Annotated in this window: 19 protein-coding genes; 13 read left to right on the top strand and 6 right to left on the bottom strand. The window is 32.9% G+C overall.

Annotated elements, in window-relative coordinates:
* The first annotated feature begins 81 nt into the window (after window positions 1-81).
* The 10 genes from LG45_RS11835 (at window position 82) to LG45_RS11790 (ending at window position 11,259) form a co-directional block, all read left to right on the top strand.
* Window positions 82-1,188, top strand: a complete 1,107-nt coding sequence (locus tag LG45_RS11835) for an N-acetylmuramoyl-L-alanine amidase (RefSeq protein WP_089046933.1) — start codon at window positions 82-84, stop codon at window positions 1,186-1,188.
* 20 nt (window positions 1,189-1,208) lie between these two features.
* Window positions 1,209-2,357 (top strand): N-acetylmuramoyl-L-alanine amidase family protein, encoded by a 1,149-nt coding sequence (locus tag LG45_RS11830; RefSeq protein WP_373862633.1) that lies wholly within the window; start codon window positions 1,209-1,211, stop codon window positions 2,355-2,357.
* 33 nt (window positions 2,358-2,390) lie between these two features.
* A complete protein-coding gene (locus tag LG45_RS11825; RefSeq protein WP_035127453.1) occupies window positions 2,391-3,344 on the top strand; it encodes an MlaD family protein in 954 nt (317 codons plus the stop codon).
* Between the two features lie 15 nt (window positions 3,345-3,359).
* Window positions 3,360-4,694 carry a 4Fe-4S dicluster domain-containing protein gene (locus LG45_RS11820; protein WP_035127451.1) on the top strand — a complete coding sequence of 445 codons (1,335 nt, stop codon included), beginning with the start codon at window positions 3,360-3,362 and terminating at the stop codon, window positions 4,692-4,694.
* Between the two features lie 88 nt (window positions 4,695-4,782).
* A complete protein-coding gene (locus tag LG45_RS11815; protein ID WP_035127448.1) occupies window positions 4,783-5,229 on the top strand; it encodes an LNS2 domain-containing protein in 447 nt (148 codons plus the stop codon).
* Between the two features lie 74 nt (window positions 5,230-5,303).
* Window positions 5,304-6,095, top strand: a complete 792-nt coding sequence (locus LG45_RS11810; RefSeq protein WP_035127447.1) for a (Fe-S)-binding protein — start codon at window positions 5,304-5,306, stop codon at window positions 6,093-6,095.
* Between the two features lie 68 nt (window positions 6,096-6,163).
* Window positions 6,164-6,646: a hypothetical protein gene (locus tag LG45_RS11805; RefSeq protein ID WP_035127445.1), complete on the top strand. Its 483-nt coding sequence runs from the start codon at window positions 6,164-6,166 to the stop codon at window positions 6,644-6,646.
* 9 nt (window positions 6,647-6,655) lie between these two features.
* The gene (locus LG45_RS11800) at window positions 6,656-9,646 is read left to right on the top strand and encodes a serine hydrolase domain-containing protein (RefSeq protein WP_035127443.1); all 2,991 of its coding nucleotides are present in this window, start codon (window positions 6,656-6,658) and stop codon (window positions 9,644-9,646) included.
* 63 nt (window positions 9,647-9,709) lie between these two features.
* Window positions 9,710-10,843, top strand: a complete 1,134-nt coding sequence (bshA, locus tag LG45_RS11795; protein WP_035127441.1) for an N-acetyl-alpha-D-glucosaminyl L-malate synthase BshA — start codon at window positions 9,710-9,712, stop codon at window positions 10,841-10,843.
* Window positions 10,840-11,259 (top strand): protease complex subunit PrcB family protein, encoded by a 420-nt coding sequence (locus tag LG45_RS11790; protein WP_035127440.1) that lies wholly within the window; start codon window positions 10,840-10,842, stop codon window positions 11,257-11,259. The genes bshA and LG45_RS11790 overlap by 4 nt, the downstream gene beginning before the upstream one ends.
* 47 nt (window positions 11,260-11,306) lie before the next feature.
* Here the strand turns inward: LG45_RS11790 and LG45_RS11785 are convergent, their stop codons facing one another.
* The 3 genes from LG45_RS11785 to LG45_RS11775 all read right to left on the bottom strand — a co-directional run bounded on the left by LG45_RS11785 (window position 11,307) and on the right by LG45_RS11775 (window position 13,625).
* A complete protein-coding gene (locus LG45_RS11785; RefSeq protein WP_035127438.1) occupies window positions 11,307-11,810 on the bottom strand; it encodes a hypothetical protein in 504 nt (167 codons plus the stop codon).
* Window positions 11,811-11,953: 143 nt separating this feature from the next.
* Complete coding sequence (locus tag LG45_RS11780; protein ID WP_035127437.1) at window positions 11,954-12,766, bottom strand: hypothetical protein; 813 nt, start codon at window positions 12,764-12,766, stop codon at window positions 11,954-11,956.
* 64 nt (window positions 12,767-12,830) lie between these two features.
* Entirely contained in the window at window positions 12,831-13,625 is a 795-nt protein-coding gene (locus LG45_RS11775) for a UDP-2,3-diacylglucosamine diphosphatase (protein WP_035127435.1), read from the bottom strand.
* 166 nt (window positions 13,626-13,791) lie between these two features.
* Here LG45_RS11775 and aroC point away from each other — a divergent pair, with 166 nt between their 5' ends.
* From aroC to LG45_RS11760, 3 genes are all read left to right on the top strand, one after another.
* Window positions 13,792-14,853 carry a chorismate synthase gene (gene aroC / locus LG45_RS11770; protein WP_035127433.1) on the top strand — a complete coding sequence of 354 codons (1,062 nt, stop codon included), beginning with the start codon at window positions 13,792-13,794 and terminating at the stop codon, window positions 14,851-14,853.
* A gap of 4 nt (window positions 14,854-14,857) precedes the next feature.
* On the top strand, window positions 14,858-16,111 hold the full coding sequence (locus LG45_RS11765) for a dicarboxylate/amino acid:cation symporter (RefSeq protein WP_035127431.1): 1,254 nt from the start codon (window positions 14,858-14,860) through the stop codon (window positions 16,109-16,111).
* 98 nt (window positions 16,112-16,209) lie between these two features.
* Window positions 16,210-17,883: a T9SS type A sorting domain-containing protein gene (locus LG45_RS11760; protein ID WP_035127430.1), complete on the top strand. Its 1,674-nt coding sequence runs from the start codon at window positions 16,210-16,212 to the stop codon at window positions 17,881-17,883.
* Window positions 17,884-17,920: 37 nt separating this feature from the next.
* On the opposite strand, the gene LG45_RS16480 is transcribed toward LG45_RS11760, so the two are convergent.
* The 3 genes from LG45_RS16480 to LG45_RS11750 form a co-directional block, all read right to left on the bottom strand.
* Window positions 17,921-18,058 carry a hypothetical protein gene (locus LG45_RS16480; protein ID WP_089046932.1) on the bottom strand — a complete coding sequence of 46 codons (138 nt, stop codon included), beginning with the start codon at window positions 18,056-18,058 and terminating at the stop codon, window positions 17,921-17,923.
* 67 nt (window positions 18,059-18,125) lie between these two features.
* Window positions 18,126-18,536 carry a thiol-disulfide oxidoreductase DCC family protein gene (locus LG45_RS11755; protein WP_035127428.1) on the bottom strand — a complete coding sequence of 137 codons (411 nt, stop codon included), beginning with the start codon at window positions 18,534-18,536 and terminating at the stop codon, window positions 18,126-18,128.
* 2 nt (window positions 18,537-18,538) lie between these two features.
* A complete protein-coding gene (locus LG45_RS11750) occupies window positions 18,539-20,710 on the bottom strand; it encodes an endonuclease MutS2 (protein ID WP_035127426.1) in 2,172 nt (723 codons plus the stop codon).
* Between the last annotated feature and the right edge of the window lie 13 nt (window positions 20,711-20,723).

Below are 20,723 nucleotides of genomic sequence, written 5' to 3'. Positions count from 1 at the left end.
AACTTACATATTATTTTTCGTCAAAAATAGACAAATAATAAAATTATAAACTAGCAGTTTTAATTAAAATTAACGTTAACAATGAAAATTAGATATAATTTCACTATATTACTACTGTTTTTAACTTTTATTTTTGGGAACACCATTTATTCTCAGAATAAAAAGTTCGTAATTATTCTTGATGCTGGTCATGGTGGAAAAGATCCTGGAAATATGTACCACGGATTTAAAGAGAAAGATATTGCACTGAAAACTACTTTAAAAGTAGGCAAGCAATTAGAAAAAGATAAAGACTTTAAAGTAATTTATACCAGAGTTTCCGATGAATTTATTGAGTTGGCCAACCGTCCGAAAATAGCAAATAAGAATGATGCTAATTTATTCGTATCCATTCATTGTAATTCGGTTAAAAACTTTGGTCCATCGGGTACAGAAACATTTGTTATGGGTTTGTCACGAACAGATATGAATCTTGAAGTGGCAAAAAGCGAAAACTCGGTAATTTATTTGGAGGATAATTATAAGGAAACCTACAAAGGTTTTAATCCTAAAAATCCTGAATCATTAATAGGCTTAACTATTATGCAAGAAGACAACCTCAATAGTAGTATCAATTTAGCTAATAAAATTCAGAATAATTTCACGCATAATTTAAAAAGAAAAACTCGTGGTGTAAAGCAACAGCCGTTATGGGTTTTAGATGCTGCTTACATGCCAAGTGTTCTCATTGAATTGGGTTTTTTATCTAACAAAGAAGAAGGAAAATTTCTAAACTCAGATGCTGGTCAAGAAAAAATGGCAAATGAAATAGCCGATGCAATCATCAATTACAAAAACGAATATTTTGGTGATGGCAGATTAACAGCTAGTAGCGAACAAGTTTATACCAAAAAAGAAGTTGAGTTTTCTAAACCATCAAATCCTAATGAAGTGGTTTTTAAAGTTCAAATTGCTGCAAGTTCTACTAAATTGGATTTAGTTTCTAAAAATTTTAAAGGTTTAAATAACATTTCTTTAACGAAAAGCAGTACATTATATAAGTATTTTTATGGTGCAACATCAAGTTATGATGAAGCTAAGAAAATGCAAGAAATAGCAGTCAGTAAAGGATATAAAAGTGCTTTTGTAGTAGCTTTTAAAAATGAAAAGAGCATTAATTTAAATGACGCATTGAAAAATAATAATTAATTTTATAAAAAATATATATTTTGAAATTGATAACAAAATTTAAGAATTCACTAGCAATGCAACTGCTTATTGTATTGACTTTTTGCAGTTCTGTAAATGCGCAAACCGACAAATTTGTGGTGACACTTGATGCTGGTCACGGCGATCACGATTTTGGTGCCACCTATCATGGTCACGTTGAAAAGAATATTGCACTTAAAGTGGTTTTAAAAGTGGGCCAAATATTAGAGAAAAATCCAAATATCAAAGTAATTTACACACGTAAAACCGATGTTTTTATCGATTTAGTAGAACGAGCTAACATTGCTAACCGTGCCGATGCGAGTATTTTTGTATCGATTCATTGTAATGCTAATAAAAATACAGTTCCCGATGGTACTGAAACCTATGTAATGGGTTTAACCAAAAATGCATCCAATCTTGAAGCGGCTAAAAAGGAGAACTCGGTAATTACATTAGAGAAAGATTACAAACAAAAATACGAAGGTTACAATCCAAATGCACCCGAATCATTGATAGGAATGACATTAATGCAAGAAGAGTTTCTTGAAAACAGTATTGCTTTAGCAGGAAAAATTCAGGATAATTTTAAAAATGATATGGGCTTAAAAAGTAGAGGAGTGAAGCAAGCGCCATTTATGGTATTGCACAAAGCCTACATGCCGAGAGTTCTTATTGAAATGGGGTTTATTTCTAATAAAGAAGAAGGCGCACGATTGGATTCAGAACAAGGACAAGACGATATTGCTCAAGGAATTGCAGAAGCTATAGTAAGTTACAAAAGAGAGTTTTTTGGTGAAGAACCTAACGAACCTAAAGTTGAAAAACCAGTTCGACGAATTGTAGAAAAACCTGTCGAAGTGGTGCAGCCTGATACTGTTATCGAAAACAAGGAAATGCCAAAAGCTGACGAAAACGGAATTATATTTAAAGTACAATTATCGGCTAGTTCTAAAAATTTAGAGTTGGTTCCAAGTAACTTTAAAGGATTACAAAATATCACTAGTTTGTTTGAAAATGGTTTGTACAAATACATGTACGGAGCAACATCTAGTCATGAAACTGCTAAAAGTTTGTTACAAGAAGCCAAAGCAAAAGGTTTTACATCGGCTTATTTAATAGCATTTAAAGATGGTAAAAGCATAAATATTCAAGACGCAATCAAATAAAAAATACTAATTTTGCCAAAAAAATAAATTATTTTGAAAATATCTAGAGAAATTAAAACTGCCATACTGGTTATATCAGCCATCTTATTATTTATTTGGGGATATAGCTTTTTAAAAGGAAGAGATTTATTTACAGATTATAAAACGTTTTATGTAGAATACGACAACGTGGAAGGATTAGCTCCTTCGGCTCCAGTAACTTTAAACGGTTTAACAATTGGAAAAGTAAATACGATTAAAATCAATAATAAAACCGGAAAATTATTGGTAGAAATGCAGTTAAAATCAGATTTTCCAATTTCAAAAACTAGTGCAGCCGAATTGTATGCTCCAAGTTTGGTAGGTGGAAAGCAAATTGCAATCATTCCCAATACAGCCGATACATCAGTTGCCGAAACAGGTGATTATCTTAAAGCATCAAATAAAATGGGTTTAACCGATTCATTGGCTATGAAAATGGAACCATTGACGGATAAAATTGATAAGTTATTGGAAAATGCTAATATTATGATAACCAACGTTAATCAAGTATTAGACGCAAAAACCAAAGAAAATTTAAGAAGTAGTTTGGCAAATTTAAACCAAGTGATGGCCGAGTTTAAAGAAGTTGCTAAATCAACCAATTCAATGCTTGCAGAGAACAAAAGTAAAATTGGTAGCACAATGACTAATGTAGAAAAAGCATCTGCAAATTTTTCAAAAGTATCTGATTCATTAGCAAAAATAAATCTTGGTCCAACAGTAAAATCGCTAGAAAAAACGATGGCTAACGTTGATAAAATGATGGCCGAATTAGAATCTGGGAAAGGAACAATGGGTAAACTTTTGAAAGACGAAACTATGTACAATAACTTTACTAAAACTTCTAAAGAGTTAGAATTATTATTACAAGATTTACGTTTAAACCCAACACGATATGTCAATGTTTCACTTTTCGGAAAGAAAAACAAACCTTACGTTGCTCCTAAAAACGATACTATCAAATAGAATAAAACTACTATTATGCAAATTTTAGCTACCATTTTCTTCGCAATTATTCTAATCATCGGATTTGGATATTTTACTATTAATGTCAAAAAATTAATTAGAAATATCAATCTTGGTAAAGATGTAAATCGCTCTGATAACCCTTCCGAAAGATGGAAAAACATGGCCATGATTGCGCTTGGTCAATCCAAAATGGTGAAAAGACCAATCGCTGGATTTTTACATATTATTGTTTATGTTGGATTTGTAATCATCAATTTAGAGTTATTAGAAATTATTATAGATGGACTTTTCAACACACACCGAGTTTTTAAATTCATGGGTGGTTTGTATGATATTCTAATTGCTTCTTTCGAAATTTTAGCCTTATTAGTTTTGGTTGCAGTTGTGATTTTTTGGATTAGAAGAAACGTAACTAAACTAAAACGATTTGCGAGTTCAGATTTAGCAGGAAAACCTAAGAATGATGCAAATTACATTTTGTATTTCGAAGTAGTTTTAATGTCTTTGTTCCTATTGATGAATGCTGCCGATTTGCATCTTCAAAATCTTCCTGAAGTTTTTGGTCATTATGAAAAAGCAGGTTCGTTTCCTGTTTCTCAATTTTTAGCACCAATTTTTGACGGAATGAGTACACAATTAGTATTCATGCTAGAACGTACTTTTTGGTGGTTACATATTATCGGAATTCTAATTTTCTTAAACTATTTATATTTTTCGAAACACTTACATATATTATTGGCTTTCCCAAATACCTATTTTGCCGATTTAAATCCAAAAGGACAGTTTGATAATTTAGAAAGTGTAACCAATGAAGTAAAATTGATGATGGATCCAAATGCCGATCCGTTTGCTGCACAACCAGTTGATGAAAATGCGGTTCCAAGTAAATTTGGGGCTTCTGATGTACAAGATTTAAATTGGGTTCAATTACTAAACGCCTACACTTGTACTGAATGTGGTCGTTGTACTTCGGCTTGTCCTGCAAATCAAACAGGTAAAAAGCTGTCACCTCGAAAAATCATGATGGATACTCGTGATAGACTTGAAGAAGTAGGAAGAAATATCGATAAAAATAAAGGAGTGTTTATTCCAGATAATGTATCGTTATTAAATGATTACATCACAACCGAAGAACTTTGGGCATGTACTTCATGTAATGCTTGCGTAGAAGAATGTCCAGTAAATATTAGTCCGTTGTCAATTATTATGGACATGCGTCGTTTCCTTGTAATGGAACAAAGTGCCGCGCCACAATCTTTGAATGCAATGATGACCAATATCGAAAACAATGGCGCGCCGTGGCAGTATAACCAAATGGATCGTTTGAATTGGAAAGACGAACAATAATAAAATTTAAATAACAATGATATTTTCTCATAAATGTGAGGCTTGAGAAATTGTCTTAATGAATGCGAACTAATTAAAATTTAAAAAGATGAAAGCGGAAGACATTGACAAAACCTTGCAACCAGTTACTGAAAATGGACAACATTTAAGTCCGATTTTACCAGAAGGAGTAAAGAATTATCTAATTGATATTGACGGAACTATCTGTGATGATATTCCAAATGAAGAACCAGAACGTATGTTAACTGCTGAAGTTTATCCAGATGCGTTAATTACATTAAATAAATGGTACGATGAAGGTCATATTATATTCTTTTTTACTTCAAGAACAGAAGCGCATAGAGAATATACCGAACGTTGGTTAAAACAACACGGTTTCAAATACCACGGAATGGTAATGGGAAAACCACGTGGAGGAAACTATCATTGGATTGACAATCACTTAGTTAAAGCAACTCGTTACAGAGGGAAATTTACCGATTTAGTAGATAAAGAAGTTACAATTCAAGTATTTGACGACGAACACCACGAATAATAGTAAATATAAGATTTTAGATATTAGATTTCAAATATATCTAATCTCTAAAATCTAAAATCCAAAATTAAAGTATGTCAGAAGTATTAGTTGTGCCAACAATGGCAGAGATGTTAGCTCAAGGCAAACAACCAGAAGTATTATTTTGGGTTGGATGCGCAGGAAGTTTTGACGATAGAGCAAAGAAAATTACCAAAGCATTTGTGCGAATTTTAAATCGTGCCAATGTAGAATTTGCTGTTCTTGGAACCGAGGAAAGTTGCACTGGCGATCCTGCAAAACGTGCCGGAAATGAATTTCTTTTTCAAATGCAAGCCATGATGAATATCGAGGTTTTAAATGCTTACGAAGCTAAGAAGATTGTAACCGCTTGTCCGCATTGTTTCAACACACTAAAAAATGAGTACCCAGAATTAGGCGGAAAATATGAAGTAATTCACCACACCGAATTCCTAAAATCATTATTAGATGACGGAAGATTAACCATTGAAGGTGGACAATTTAAAGGTAAACGAATTACTTTTCACGATCCTTGTTACCTTGGAAGAGCCAATAATATCTATGAAGCACCAAGAGAATTAATTCAGAAACTGGATGCCGAATTAGTAGAAATGAAACGTTCCAAAGCTAACGGACTTTGTTGCGGCGCTGGCGGAGCACAAATGTTTAAAGATGCTGAACCTGGAAATAAAGAAGTGAATATCGAACGAACAGAAGATGCTCTTGAAACCCAACCAGAAATCATTGCTGCAGGATGTCCTTTTTGCAACACTATGATGACCGATGGCGTTAAAAATAAAGAAAGAGAATCAGACGTAAAAGTGCTTGACATTGCCGAATTAATTGCAAATGCTCAAGATTTATAAAATAAAAAGTGTTTAAATATTAGATTTTTCAAACATCTAATATCTAATATCAAAAATCTAAAATTAAAATGTACATACCATTTGAAAGTTTACCGGAAGATTCTAGAATTTGGATTTACCAATCTAGCAGAAAGTTTTCAGATGACGAAATAGCTGAAATCGAAAAAGATTTAGTCGAATTTATTACCAATTGGAGTGCTCATGGTGCTTCATTGGAAGCCTCTTTTCAAATAAAGTACAATCGGTTTATTATCCTTGCTGTTAATCAAGAAGTGCAAGCTGCAACTGGGTGTTCTATTGATTCGTCTGTTGTTTTTATTCAGAATTTAGAACAAAAATATGAAGTCGATTTATTAGACAAAATGAATGTTGCTTTTAAACAAGGCGAATTTATTACTTACAAAACGCTTTTAGATTTTAAAAAATTAGCAAAAGACAAATCGGTATCTGAAAATACTATTGTTTTCAATAATCTTGTTAATACTATTGAAGAGTTTAACGAATCATGGGAAGTTCCTGCAAGCGAAAGTTGGCACAGTCGTTTCTTTTAAAACCTATTAATGAAAAATTTAATTAAACTATTTTCTTTCTTATTGCTAATTACTTTTTTGACAAACTGTTCGTCATCTAAAGATAAAACGAGTAAGAAATTAAAGAAACCAAATTCTGTAGTAGAAGACATTTATGTTCCACATTTAAAATCGGATAGAAAAACTTTTTTTAAAGGAAGTTTAGCCGAAGACAAATGGGTTGACAGCGTTTACAATCAAATGCCATTCAATGAAAAAGTTGGGCAATTGTTTATGGTTGCTGCTTATTCTAACAAAGATTCGGTTCACGTAAATGGTTTAGATAAATTAATTTCAGATTATAAAATTGGCGGATTAATATTCTTTCAAGGAGGACCAGTTCGTCAAGCCAAATTAACCAATCGTTTTCAATCAAAATCTAAACTTCCTTTATTCATTGGTATTGACGCCGAATGGGGTTTAAGTATGCGATTGGATTCTACATACAAATTTCCATGGAATTCAACTCTTGGAGCTATTCGAGACTTGAAATTAATTGAGAAAATGGGAGAACAGTTGGGTAAAGAAAGTAAGCGAATGGGAATTCACTTCAACTTTGCACCAGTTCTTGACATAAATACCAATCCTAAAAATCCAATTATTGGCCATCGTTCTTTCGGTGAAGACAAAGTCAATGTAACCGACAGAGCAATTGCTTTGATGACTGGAGTTCAAAATCAAGGTGTCTTTGCGACTGGAAAGCATTTTCCTGGTCATGGCGATACTGCAACCGATTCGCATTATGCTTTACCATTGGTAAATTTTTCTCGTGAACGACTAGAAAACGTAGAACTTTATCCATACAAACGAATGTTTGATGAAGGCCTTGAATCGGTTATGGTGGCGCATTTAAATGTACCCAGTTTGGAAGCTCGACCAAAAGTTCCAACGTCTTTATCCTACAATGTTGTTACCGATTTACTCAAAAAAGAAATGGCTTTTGACGGTTTGATTTTTACCGATGCTTTGAATATGAAAGCGGCAAGTAATTTTAAAAAGCCCGGCGATATCGATTTGGAAGCATTGTTAGCAGGAAACGATATATTATTATTTGCCGAAAATGTTCCTGTTGCAGTGGAAAAAATCACAGCAGCTTACAACGAAGGTTTGGTGACGGATGAACGATTAGCCTATTCTGTAAAAAAGATTTTGCACTACAAATACAAAATTGGTTTAAATAAATACAAGCCAATTGATGAAACAAATTTGATGTCAGATATCAATCCGAGTTCAAATACTGCTTTACAATACGAATTGTTTGAAAATGCCATCACACTTTTAAAGAATGACAATGCGATTCTTCCGATAAAAGAATTGGACAAAAAGATTGCTTACGTTAAATTGGGCGATGATACCAATGCTAAATTTCTTTCAACATTAAAAAAATATACCGATGTTACCGAAGTTACATCTGATAATATTGACAGTTTAAATGTTCAATTAAAGAATTTTGATATTGTAATTGTAGGTTTTCACAAATCGGATAAAGCATGGAAGAAACATGATTTTACTGAAACAGAATTACTTTGGTTGCAAGAAATCGCAAAAAATAACAAAGTGATTTTGGATATTTTTGCAAAAGCCTATTCACTTTTACCAATTACAACATTCGATGATATTGAAAGTGTTATTGTTTCGTATCAAAATGGTGACATTCCGCAAGAAGTTTCAGCCGAATTAATTTTTGGAGCTGTTGATGCTAAAGGAAAACTTCCGGTTTCTATTAATGATTTTTTTAGAGTTAACGACGGATTATCATCAGAAAAAATCAATAGAATCGGATTTACTGCACCCGAAAATGTGGGTATGAGTTCATCAAAATTAGCAACAATAGAAACTATTGCGCAAAAAGCCATTGATGAAAAAATGGCACCTGGAATGCAAATTTTAGTGGCTAGAAAAGGAAAGGTTATTTATCAAAAATCATTTGGTTATCATACATACGAAAATCTAACAAAAGTTCAAAACTCAGACATTTACGATGTTGCTTCAATCACCAAAATGGTTTCGACTTTACCAAACGTGATGCAACTTTATGATCAAGGAAAAGTAACTCTTGACACAAAACTAGGAGAGATGTTGCCTATTTTTCAAGGAAGTGATAAACAAGATATTACTTTTAAAGAATTGCTTTCACATTATGCTCGACTTCAAGCTTGGCTTCCATTTTATAAAGAAACATTGGATGCCGATAATTGTCCAGCCGATAGATTCTATAGTTTGACATACAAAGATGGTTATACTAAACAAGTAGCCGAAAATTTATTTATCAATGATAATTATAAAGATGTTATCTTAAAGAAAATTGTCGACAGCAAGTTATCTGATAAAAAAGAATACAAATACAGTGATTTTACATTTATCATTTTAAAAGAATATTTAGAAAAAATTACTGGGAAATCATTAGACATTTTAAGCGCTCATAACTTCTATAATATGTTGGGAATGAGCAATACTATGTACAATCCATTACGTAAATTTGATATGCGTATTATTCCTCCAACCGATAATGATACCTATTTTAGACATACCACAATTCAAGGTTATGTTCATGATATGGAAGCGGCGATGGAAGGTGGAATTGCTGGTCACGCCGGAATATTTTCGAATGCTATGGATGTGGCTAAGATGATGCAAATGTACCTTAACAAAGGTAATTATGGCGGAATTCAATATTTTTCAAATGCCACTTTTGATGTTTTCAATACGTGTCACTTTTGTACCGAAGGAAATCGACGTGGCTTAGGATTCGACAAACCACAATTAGGAAAAGAAGGTCCAACTTGCGGTTGCGTTTCTATGTCGAGTTTTGGTCATACAGGTTTTACAGGAACAATGGCATGGGCAGATCCAGAAACCGAAATTATTTATGTTTTCCTTTCCAACAGAACTTTCCCAGATTCTAATGCATCTAATAAATTATCGAAAGAAAATATTAGAGAAGATATTCAAAAAATAATTCAGGAAGCTATAATAAAATAGTTTAACGAATAATTTGCTTCTATTGTTTCGATTTTAATTAATTTAGCATTATAAATTAAAACAATGAAAATAGCAATAGTTTGTTATCCAACCTTTGGAGGAAGTGGCGTTGTTGCCACAGAATTAGGTTTAGAATTAGCTCATCGTGGTCACGAAATTCACTTTATAACTTACAGACAACCAGTTAGATTAGCTCTTTTAAATAGTAATGTTCATTATCACGAAGTTAATGTTCCCGAATATCCTTTATTTCATTATCAACCTTACGAATTGGCTTTATCAAGTAAATTAGTTGACATGGTAAAATTGTATAAAATCGAACTTTTACACGTTCATTATGCGATTCCACATGCTTATGCAGGTTATATGGCGAAGCAAATGTTGAAAGACGAAGGTATTACAATTCCAATGGTGACAACGCTTCACGGAACAGACATCACTTTAGTAGGAAATCATCCGTTTTATAAAACAGCAGTTAGTTTCAGTATCAATAAATCGGATATTGTAACATCGGTTTCTCAAAGTTTAAAAGACGATACCTATAAATTATTCAATATCAAAAAAGACATTCACGTAATTCCGAATTTCATCGAACTGGATAAAGTGCGAAATGAATCTTTGATATCCTGCCGACGCTCTATCATGGCAAATAAAGATGAACGAATTATCACGCACATTAGTAACTTTAGAAAGGTAAAACGAATTCCAGATATTATTAAAATTTTCTTTAAAATTCAAGAGCAAATTCCAGCCAAGTTAATGATGGTAGGCGACGGACCAGAAAAAGAAAAAGCAGAAAGATTATGTGAAGAATTGGGAATTCAAGACAAAGTTATTTTCTTTGGAAATAGTAATGAAATAGATCAAATATTATCGTATTCTGATTTATTTTTATTGCCGTCGCAAACAGAGAGTTTTGGTCTCGCAGCTCTAGAAGCTATGGCGTGGAGTGTTCCAGTAATCTCTAGTAATTCTGGTGGTTTGCCCGAAGTAAATTTTGATGGACAATCGGGTTATTTAAGTGATGTTGGTAATGTGGATGAAATGGCCGAAAATGCTTTAAAGATTTTATACAATAATGAAACACTTCAAACGTTTAAGGATAATGCTTTAGCAGTTGCAAAACAATTTGATATCAAAAATATTTTGCCATTGTATGAAGAGTTATATAAAAAAGCAATTCAAGATTCTTTATGAAAAAAATAATTTTACTCGGTTTAGTTTTAACGATTTTTTCTTGTTCACCAACTAAAGTTGTAGATGAGCCCAAATCATTGTATAAAGTTTTAGTTTCAAGTGATTATGGTGGAGCAGCGTTTCAGTTTTATGAAGTGATTTCAGAACAAAAAGAATTCAATATGTTACTTGGCGATGAAGAGATTAAGAAATTTGTAAAACCAACAGATATACAAACAGCTAATTTTGTTTTGATAAATTTAGGAGAGAAAAATTCAGGTGGTTATAAAGTTGATATTAAAAGTGTAACTGAATTATCGGATAAAATAATCGTTGATATAGAAGAAATAAAGCCCGACGGAATGGCAATGCAAGCAATAACAAATCCGTATTGTGTTTTAAAGATAAATTCTAAAAAACCAATTGAGTTTAAATAAAAAAATCCCACTTATTTAAGTGGGATTTTTTATACTATATTTTTAGATTACCATCTGTAACGGATACCTAAAGCTAAATCTGGACCAAAATTGTCTTCTCTAAAATCATCAGAATTGAAATATAATTCTGGTCTAATGTCTAAAGATAATTGAATTGGAGCTTCTTTAAAGTTGTACTCAATACCTAAATCTCCAGCAACAAATACGAATGCTCCGCTATCTTCAAATCTTTCTCCACCAATTCTTCTATCATAACTCCAGCTTCCAACACCACCACCAACACCAGCGTACCAGTTGAAACCACCATCAATGTTCCAAACCCATTGGTAAAGTCCAGTTAGTTTAAATGCATCAACATCATTACTGTTTCTCCAACCTAAGTCTAGCTCAAGTCTATTATTGTCTCCTAAACCTCTTTGGTAAGAAATCTCTCCACCAAATCCGTCATTGTCTCCTAAACGTAAACCTAATGCATTTTTCGAGATGTCTTGAGCCTGTGCGCTAAATGCTAAACCAGCTAGCATGAAAGCAGATAAAATTAGTTTTTTCATAAATTAATTTGTTTAAATATTTAATGCAAAGTACAATTATTGTACCATTTTCCGTGTTATACAATTTCTTAATTTTGTTACAGAATTACGATTTTATATAAATTATTGAGCATTAGTACTCTGTAATAAGAGATTTTTTAATTTTATTCTTCAGCTACATAAGTATCCAAAAATTCTAGCTGTGTTTGGTTTCCAGATGATGGAAACGGTAATGTTAGACCAGGAAATTCTTGCAATTGATACGTAATATTGGTATTTGTATAAACCATACCAATACCTTTTGCATAATGTTGAGTAGAAGTAACAACATCTTGTGGCGCTAAAATAGTTACGGTTACAGGAAACCCTCCGATCGATTGTGTTGTTGTAATTTTTAAATTTAAAATTACTTTGGTTTTAATCAAATTAGTATAAACATCGGCAGTTGGCGATGTAAAACTTACAGCTTGTCCATCACTAACTGTTTTTAAGGTATAAGTAAAATCTAAAGGATATCCCTCAATAGTTTGAGAAAAGGTTCCAGTTACAGCACTAAGTTGCTCATTTGATACTCCAGATTCTTTTAAAATAATAAAATTAGAAATTGAAATATTTATTGGATTACCCAAACCATAATCAAAGCTTGCAGTGCCGCTCATTTTTACAGTTCCATCATCAACACGTAAACCATTATTTTTCAAGGATGTTGAGTAAAATCCGTTGGGAAGTGCTTCCAAAGTTTTAAACTTTTTGTGCGCAATACCACTTATTAAGGTATCATTACTGCTGTATAAAGAGTCTCTGTTAGTAACACCTTCTGTTGTTACATCATAAGTCCAATAGTTCCCAACAGATAGTGGTAAATAGTCTGTAATTTGGTCTACTGGATCAGTATTTGAATCATCGTCACTACTACTGCAAGATACTGTTCCTACAAAAGCAATAAGTGCAAGAAATTTGATAAAATTTGTTTTCATTTTTTAATTTATTTTACACAAATAAAGCAAAAATAAATTAATTTTCACGAATTACCTTGTAGAATTAGTTCGTTAAACTTTCTTCCATTTCAAACAAATTTTCTTCTTCAACAAACTTTGGTTTTTCATAAGTATACAACTTCCATCTTTTATTGTGGTATTCTAATGAGGTCAAACTTTCAACCCAATCGCCCGAATTTAAATACATTGTAGAACCATGTTTATTTTCTTTGTGCAAGATTTTTGGTTCATGTATGTGTCCACAAATGACATAATCATAGTTGTTTTCAATGGCCAAATCAGTTGCAGTAGTTTCAAAATCAGAGATATGCTTTACCGCTTTTTTTACACTAGCTTTTATTTTCTTAGAAAAGGAATAAGGCTCTTTTCCAATTTTATTCAAGCACCAATTGACCAATCGATTGATAAGGATTAAATAATCATAACCAATTCCACCTAACTTTGCTATCCATTTAGAATGTTGCACCGAAGCATCAAACACATCGCCATGAAAAATCCAAGCTTTTTTATCGTCTAAATCCAATATCAATTTATCGATTACATGGAAGTTTCCGATGAACGTATCGCTAAATTTTCGCAGCATTTCATCATGATTTCCAGTAATGTAATACACCTGAGTTCCTTTGGACGCCAAATCAATGATTCGCTTTACCACTTTTAAATGTGACTTTGGAAAATACGATTTTCTAAACTGCCAAATATCAATAATATCGCCGTTTAAGACTAGCTTTTTAGGTTTTATAGCATTTAGATAATCTAATAATTCGTTGGCGTGTGATCCATAAGTGCCCAAATGCACATCGGAAATAACAACTAGATCTACTTTTCTTTTTTTCATAATTTCAAGTTTTACAAATTAAACATTGTTGTATTAAATGAAACCATAGTTAAGGTTAAGAAATAGGTTACTTATTAAAAAGTTTTCAAGAGTTAATCTAAACTTTTAAACCATTTCACTTTTGCACTTTAAACTAAAAAACTATATTTGTTCAAAACAATATAAAATGGCTGGAAATAGCTACGGAACACTTTTTAGAATTACCACATTTGGCGAATCACATGGTGAAGCTTTGGGCGGAATTATCGATGGTTGTCCTGCTGGAATTGAAATAAATTTAGAGGCAATTCAACACGAAATGCAACGCCGTAAACCAGGTCAATCCTCTATAGTTACCCAACGTAAAGAAGAAGATGAAGTGCAGTTGTTATCGGGTGTTTTTGAAGGAAAAACAACTGGAACTCCAATTGGTTTTATAATTCCAAATACCAATCAAAAATCAGACGATTATTCACATATAAAAGATTCATACCGACCAAGTCACGCCGATTATGTGTATGAAAAAAAATACGGTATTCGTGATTATCGCGGTGGCGGAAGAAGTTCTGCTCGTGAAACCGCTTCTCGTGTGGTCGCTGGAGCAATTGCAAAACAAGTCTTGAAAGATATTAAAATCAATGCCTTTGTATCTTCTGTTGGAGAAATATTCATTGACAAACCTTACCAAGATTTAGATTTTTCTTTAATTGAATCAAATGATGTTCGCTGTCCCGATTTGGCTTCGGCCGAGAAAATGGAAGCTCATATTAGAGAAATTAAAAAGCAAGGTGACACCATTGGCGGAACAATTACTTGTGTAATTCAGAATGTTCCCATTGGATTGGGCGAACCTGTTTTCGATAAACTTCATGCCGAACTAGGAAAAGCAATGTTATCAATAAATGCTGTAAAAGGCTTCGAATTTGGTAGCGGATTCTGTGGTGCTCGAATGAAAGGCTCTGACCACAATGATTTGTACAACGAAGACGGAACAACAAAATCAAATTTATCTGGAGGAATTCAAGGCGGAATTTCTAACGGAATGGATATTTATTTTAGAGTAGCATTCAAACCTGTTGCAACTTTAATCCAAAAACAAGCCGTTTTAACCAATCAAAATACCATCATAGAGCAACAAGGAAAAGGACGTCATGATCCGTGTGTTGTGCCTCGTGCAGTTCCCATTGTTGAAGCTATGGCCGCAATTGTACTAGCCGATTTTTATTTACTAAACAAAACTTATTTATAATTTAATGACTACAACCGAACAACCAAAAAAATCGTTTTTGAGCAACTTAACGGTTCAAATTTTAATTGCAATGCTTCTTGGAGCCATTCTAGGAATTTATATTCACAATAATTACGATGCCGAATTTGCTAAAAATTTCAGCGATAAAATTAAAATGTTGGCAACCGTCTTCATTCGATTAGTTCAAATGATTATTGCACCATTAGTTATTTCGACATTAGTAGTCGGAATTGCAAAGCTTGGCGATATAAAATCGGTTGGTCGAATAGGAGGAAAGGCAATGGGTTGGTTTTTTACGGCCTCATTCGTATCTTTATTAATTGGATTGTTTTGGGTAAATATTTTAGAACCAGGTGTTGGTTTAAATTTGACCGATGTAGATGTTGCATCAGCATCTGAAGTAACAGATAAAACCAAAGTTTTTTCGGCTCAAAACTTTGTCGAGCATATTATTCCTAAAAGTATATTTGAAGCATTAGCAACAAACGAAATACTTCAAATTGTAATTTTTTCTATCTTCTTCGGATTAGCTGCAGCATCAATTGGTGATCACGCTAAACCAGTCGTTAAAGTATTGGATGTAATTTCGCACATCATTTTAAAAATGGTAAACTATGTAATGAAATTTGCTCCACTAGGTGTTTTTGGTGCTATCGCAGGTGTATTTGCCATTAGAGATTTACAAGAATTATTAATTACTTATGCCAAATTTTTTGGTTCGTTTTTAGTCGGAATTTCATCACTTTGGGTAGTTTTATTATTAGTAGGTTATTTGTTTTTAAAAGGCCATATGACAACTTTGCTAAAAAGAATAGTTGGTCCATTAATAATTGCATTTGGAACAACCAGTAGTGAAGCCGTTTTTCCAAAATTAACTGAGGAATTAGAACGATTAGGTGTGAAAGACAAAATTGTTTCTTTTATGTTACCTCTAGGATATTCTTTCAACTTAGATGGAAGTATGATGTACATGACTTTTGCTAGTATATTTATTGCTCAAGCCTATGGAGTTCATTTAGATATTCCAACGCAAATGACCATGTTATTGGTGTTAATGCTAACAAGTAAGGGAATTGCTGGAGTTCCAAGAGCCAGTTTAGTAGTTGTTGCAGCTACTTGTGGCATGTTTGATATTCCCATTGAAGGTATCGCATTAATCCTTCCAATAGATCATTTTTGCGACATGTTTAGAAGTGCAACCAATGTGTTAGGAAATGCCTTAGCTACATCAGTTGTTGGAAAATGGGAGAAAGAGTAAAATGTAAAATGTAAAATTGCTAGTAAATAAATAAATATTTTGTAATATCGATAACATAAGTTTTTATATTTGTTACATTAATTATAAAAATAACAAATATGAAGAAAATTACTCAACTTTTTTTAGTGGCGGTATTCGCAACAACTTTTTCGTTTGGTCAAGCGAATATAGTTTTGAATGCACCAATTGGAACATCAACTACCCAACAACGTGCTCCAAATGGAACAAATGGACATTCATTTATGAGAGGTGCATCTCTAGTATTAACTTCTGAGCTTAATACGATTACTTCTGGAACTTCTATAAACACCTTTGGTTTCTCTGCTTCTGCAGGAGCAAATAGTGCGGTAACTGGAACTATAGTGGTTTACATGCTTAACTCTTCCGATGTAACATTTACACGCGGAACAGATTGGGCTACAATTATCGCAGGTATGACTCAAGTTTATTCTGGTGCATATACAGTTCCTGCTACTGCTACAAATATAGATTTAACATTAAGTACACCTTTTGTATATAATGGTGGAGGTATTTATGTAGCCTACGATTTTGTTAGAACAGGAACTGCTGCAACAACTGCTGCTACCTATAATGCAAATAATACAGGACTTACTAATGGTTGTGTTAGTGCCGCAAGCACAACTGCAGCTCCAACAACTCTAGCTGCTACAAGTTTTAGACCAGTTACCCGATTTGGTTATGTAAATCCAAATAGTAATGATGTTGCCGTAGAAGGTATTAATTCATTAGGTAATATAGCTACAACATTAGGTTTGACAACACCAATTTCAGCGATTGTAAGAAATAAAAGTAATACTGCTTTAACTAATATAGTTGTCACTGCAGGAATAACTGGTGCAAATACTTATAATAATACACAAACTATTGCCAGTTTGGCTGCTGGTGCATCTGTAACAGTAAATTTTGCTAACTGGACACCAACAGCTTTGGGAGCAAATGTTTTAAATGTTAGCGTTCCAGCTGATCAATTAAATTCAAATAATAGTTTAAACTTCAATACTACTGCTACTTGTTTCGTTTCTGGTCAAGGTCAAAGCGGAGTAAGTTATGCTGCTGGAGTTGGATTTAATACAGGAGGTGGAATAATTTCAACACCTATATTAAATTCTGTTTCTTCAACAATTGGGGGAGTTAATGTAGCTATTGCTTCAGAAACAGCTAATGTTGGAAATACAGTTTTTGGAGTATTATTGAGTAGTACTGGTGCAATATTGGCGCAAAGTCCTAATACCGTTTTAGTTGCTGGAGATTTAAATACCATTAAAACATTTACATTTCCTACTCCAGTAGCAATTGCTGCAAATCAACAAGTTCATGTTGGTTTTGCTCAAACTGCTAATACTTTAGTAGGTTATTTTCCGCTTGGTTCATACGTGAATCCAAATTTAACGACTGCATATAATACTAGTGCTTTAACTGGTGGTACTTTAACATTATTAACCACAAATTTGGGACAACTAGGAATTGAAGCAGTATTTTCTGGAAGTTGTGCTTTAGGAACTGAGTCTTTTTCAACTAACTCTTTTACAGTATACCCAAATCCAGCCAACAATTTTATAACAATTTCTAACGGTGAAAATGCAATTATTAACACTGTTGAAATAACGGATTTAAACGGAAGATTAGTATCTAATAATGAGGTAAATGCTAGTGAAGGTCAAATTTCTATAGCAAATTTAGCTTCGGGTGTTTACATACTAAACATCACAACTGATCAAGGTAAAGCAGTTAAGAAAATAGTGAAACAATAAATTTCCTATTCATAATAAAGAAAGACTAAGTGAAAACTTAGTCTTTTTTCTTTTTATTACTTCCCATCATAAGGAAAATAGCACTTATTAATCCGATGATTACTAAGGCAAATACGCCAATCATAATAAAAGCACCATTATCCCAAGAATACAGTGGATGAACTAGTTGTATCATAATTTAAATTGTTTAGGTTACCCAAAATTACTTCGAATAACTCAACATAAATATGATATTTGTCATACTACAAAAACTTCGATTTTAATGCTGGCGTCGGAATCATACAACTCTCTTTTTTACCATACCATTTGTACCTATTCTTGGCAACAAAATCATAAATGAAATTGAAAGACTTTCCTGTAAACGTTAAATAACTAACTATTTTGTGCCAACTATTTAATTCTTTTGCTATGCGCATTGCGGCTTCAGCCTTGAAATAGTAAGCAATTCCAGGTTCATAAAGTATAATACTATCAGTGTTTTCAGTTTTTACGCCAATGTGTTTTAGAATTTGAGTTCCAAGTTCGGATTGAATTGCTACAAATCTAAAAATATCTTTATCATCATGTTTAATGATAAATTGTACCGATGCATCACACAAATTGCAAACGCCATCAAACAGAATAATCTTTTTGTCTTTTGGTAGATTTTCCATGATTATTTCTTTAATGCGTCAACAAATTCTAACACATCCAAACTTACCGTAGAAGTAAAAACTCCATAGTTTACTACCGCTTTAGTCTTCTCAATTTTGTCAATAGTTCCAATAGCTTTTCCATCATTCATTCGAACTCTATCGCCAACTTTGAGTATCACTTTTGGCTTCTCTGGAACTATACTTGCTTTTATCTTTTTCTCTTTTTTCTCCTTACGAATTTCCTCAACTTTTACCGTAACTTCTTCTTCAACTTGCTTTTTGATAACTTCTTTTACCGCTTTTTCTTTAACTGATAATTTGCGTCGTTTACTGTTTTCGATTTCTACAATTTTAAGAAGTTCACCAAGTAGTACTTTTTTGTTTTTATTATTAAAATACGATTCCGATAAATCATCAAGCTTTTGTCCAATATAAATCAATCGCTGGTTGGCATCGTATAATTCTTGATAACGCTCTAATTTCTCCTTAATTTTAGCATTAGTGATTTCCATTTTCTTACTTTCCTCACGCGCTTTTGATTCTTCTTCTTTCAAATTAAGCGACGTTTTCTCCATCTTCGAACGCTCTTTTTGAAGCGTAGCAATTGTTTTGTCAAATCGAACTTTGCCACCTTCAATCTTCTTTTTCGCTCGATTGATTAATCCGTATGGTATTCCGTTTTTCTGTGCTACTTCAAAGGTGAACGAACTTCCAGCTTGACCTAATATCAATTTATACATTGGTTCTAATGACTTTTCGTCGAACAACATATTGGCATTGGAGGCAAATGGTAATTCGTTAGCTAGTATTTTCAAATTGGAATAATGCGTAGTAATAATTCCGAAAGCTTCTCTGTGATAAAATTCTTCTAAGAAAGTTTCTGCCAAAGCACCACCAAGTTCAGGGTCAGAACCTGTTCCGAATTCATCAATTAAGAACAACGTTTTTGAATTGCATTTTTTCAAAAAGTAGTTCATGTTTTTCAATCGGTAACTGTAAGTACTTAAATGATTTTCAATCGATTGATTATCGCCAATATCTGTTAGAATTCTATCGAATAAAAACGTTTCGCTGCGTTCGTGAACCGGAATCAACATCCCACTTTGCAGCATTAATTGAAGTAATCCAACAGTCTTTAACGAGATTGTTTTTCCTCCAGCATTGGGTCCAGAAATTACAATAATTCTGTTTTCGTCGCTTAATTCTATAGTTTGAGGATAGGTTTTTTCACCTTTATTTTTGTTATTCAAAAACAGAATAGGATGGAAGGCATCCCTAAAAAACAACCTTTTTTCTTCAATAATAGTTGGTAATAATGCGTTGATTTTATTAGCATATTTTGCTTTGGCTGCTATAACATCAATGTCACTCAAGAACTCTTGATACTGCTTCAATAAATCTAAATACGGACGAATATCATTGGATAATTTCTTTAAAATTCGTGTGATTTCTTCGCGTTCTTCGTATTCTAAATTACTCAATTCTCGAGAATATTTCAACGTAGCTTCGGGTTCAATATAAGCAATACTGCCTGTTTTGGAACTTCCTAAAATAGAACCTTTTACCTTACGACGATACATCGCTAAAACGGCCAAAACACGTCGGTTTTCTACAAAACTTTCTTTGATGTCATCCAAATACCCCAGACCGTTATACTGACTTAAAGCAGTACCAAAACTCTGGTTTACTTTACCACGAACCACACTCATATCGCGACGAATATTGATTAAATCGGGTGAAGCATTGTCTTTAATCACGCCATATTTATCAACTACTTCATCAATTTTCTGAATGATGTATTTGGTATATTCTACTTGAACCGCACGTTCGTTTAATTTAGGATAATAATCGTTGAATTTCTTTAAGAATAGCAATAAAACATTTACAGTTTCTGATAGTGTGGCAATTTTTCTAAAGCTGGAAACTTCTAGAAAACTATCTTCAATTCCCAACATTTTTAAATCAGTAGAAATGTTTTCGAATCCGTGATTGGGAATGGCGTTATTATTGGTGTACGACGATACATATTCAGATGTTTGCAATAGCGAATTCATTAACGACTCTTTATTGCTAAACGGCGTAATTTGTAATGCTTTTTCTTTACCAATTTCGGTGTTGCAAATCGCCGAAATGGTTTCCAAAATGGTGTTAAATTCTAAATCTTGAAGGGTTTTATCTGTAATCGAAATCATTAGTTGAGTTTAG

The organism is Flavobacterium aquatile LMG 4008 = ATCC 11947, from assembly GCF_000757385.1.
Classification (GTDB): domain Bacteria; phylum Bacteroidota; class Bacteroidia; order Flavobacteriales; family Flavobacteriaceae; genus Flavobacterium; species Flavobacterium aquatile.
Note: the sequence above shows the minus strand (reverse complement) of the source record. Positions and strands in the feature narration are given on the sequence as shown.

What these genes read in the sequence shown, in the direction of transcription:
- LG45_RS11750 (WP_035127426.1), bottom strand. Translation starts at nt 20,710, where the DNA reads ATGATTTCGATTACAGATAAAACCCTTCAAGATTTAGAATTTAACACC.
- LG45_RS11805 (WP_035127445.1), top strand. Translation starts at nt 6,164, where the DNA reads ATGTACATACCATTTGAAAGTTTACCGGAAGATTCTAGAATTTGGATT.
- LG45_RS16480 (WP_089046932.1), bottom strand. Translation starts at nt 18,058, where the DNA reads ATGATACAACTAGTTCATCCACTGTATTCTTGGGATAATGGTGCTTTT.
- LG45_RS11790 (WP_035127440.1), top strand. Translation starts at nt 10,840, where the DNA reads ATGAAAAAAATAATTTTACTCGGTTTAGTTTTAACGATTTTTTCTTGT.
- LG45_RS11820 (WP_035127451.1), top strand. Translation starts at nt 3,360, where the DNA reads ATGCAAATTTTAGCTACCATTTTCTTCGCAATTATTCTAATCATCGGA.
- LG45_RS11765 (WP_035127431.1), top strand. Translation starts at nt 14,858, where the DNA reads ATGACTACAACCGAACAACCAAAAAAATCGTTTTTGAGCAACTTAACG.
- bshA (WP_035127441.1), top strand. Translation starts at nt 9,710, where the DNA reads ATGAAAATAGCAATAGTTTGTTATCCAACCTTTGGAGGAAGTGGCGTT.
- LG45_RS11815 (WP_035127448.1), top strand. Translation starts at nt 4,783, where the DNA reads ATGAAAGCGGAAGACATTGACAAAACCTTGCAACCAGTTACTGAAAAT.
- LG45_RS11755 (WP_035127428.1), bottom strand. Translation starts at nt 18,536, where the DNA reads ATGGAAAATCTACCAAAAGACAAAAAGATTATTCTGTTTGATGGCGTT.
- LG45_RS11780 (WP_035127437.1), bottom strand. Translation starts at nt 12,766, where the DNA reads ATGAAAACAAATTTTATCAAATTTCTTGCACTTATTGCTTTTGTAGGA.
- LG45_RS11760 (WP_035127430.1), top strand. Translation starts at nt 16,210, where the DNA reads ATGAAGAAAATTACTCAACTTTTTTTAGTGGCGGTATTCGCAACAACT.
- aroC (WP_035127433.1), top strand. Translation starts at nt 13,792, where the DNA reads ATGGCTGGAAATAGCTACGGAACACTTTTTAGAATTACCACATTTGGC.
- LG45_RS11785 (WP_035127438.1), bottom strand. Translation starts at nt 11,810, where the DNA reads ATGAAAAAACTAATTTTATCTGCTTTCATGCTAGCTGGTTTAGCATTT.
- LG45_RS11835 (WP_089046933.1), top strand. Translation starts at nt 82, where the DNA reads ATGAAAATTAGATATAATTTCACTATATTACTACTGTTTTTAACTTTT.
- LG45_RS11810 (WP_035127447.1), top strand. Translation starts at nt 5,304, where the DNA reads ATGTCAGAAGTATTAGTTGTGCCAACAATGGCAGAGATGTTAGCTCAA.
- LG45_RS11775 (WP_035127435.1), bottom strand. Translation starts at nt 13,625, where the DNA reads ATGAAAAAAAGAAAAGTAGATCTAGTTGTTATTTCCGATGTGCATTTG.
- LG45_RS11800 (WP_035127443.1), top strand. Translation starts at nt 6,656, where the DNA reads ATGAAAAATTTAATTAAACTATTTTCTTTCTTATTGCTAATTACTTTT.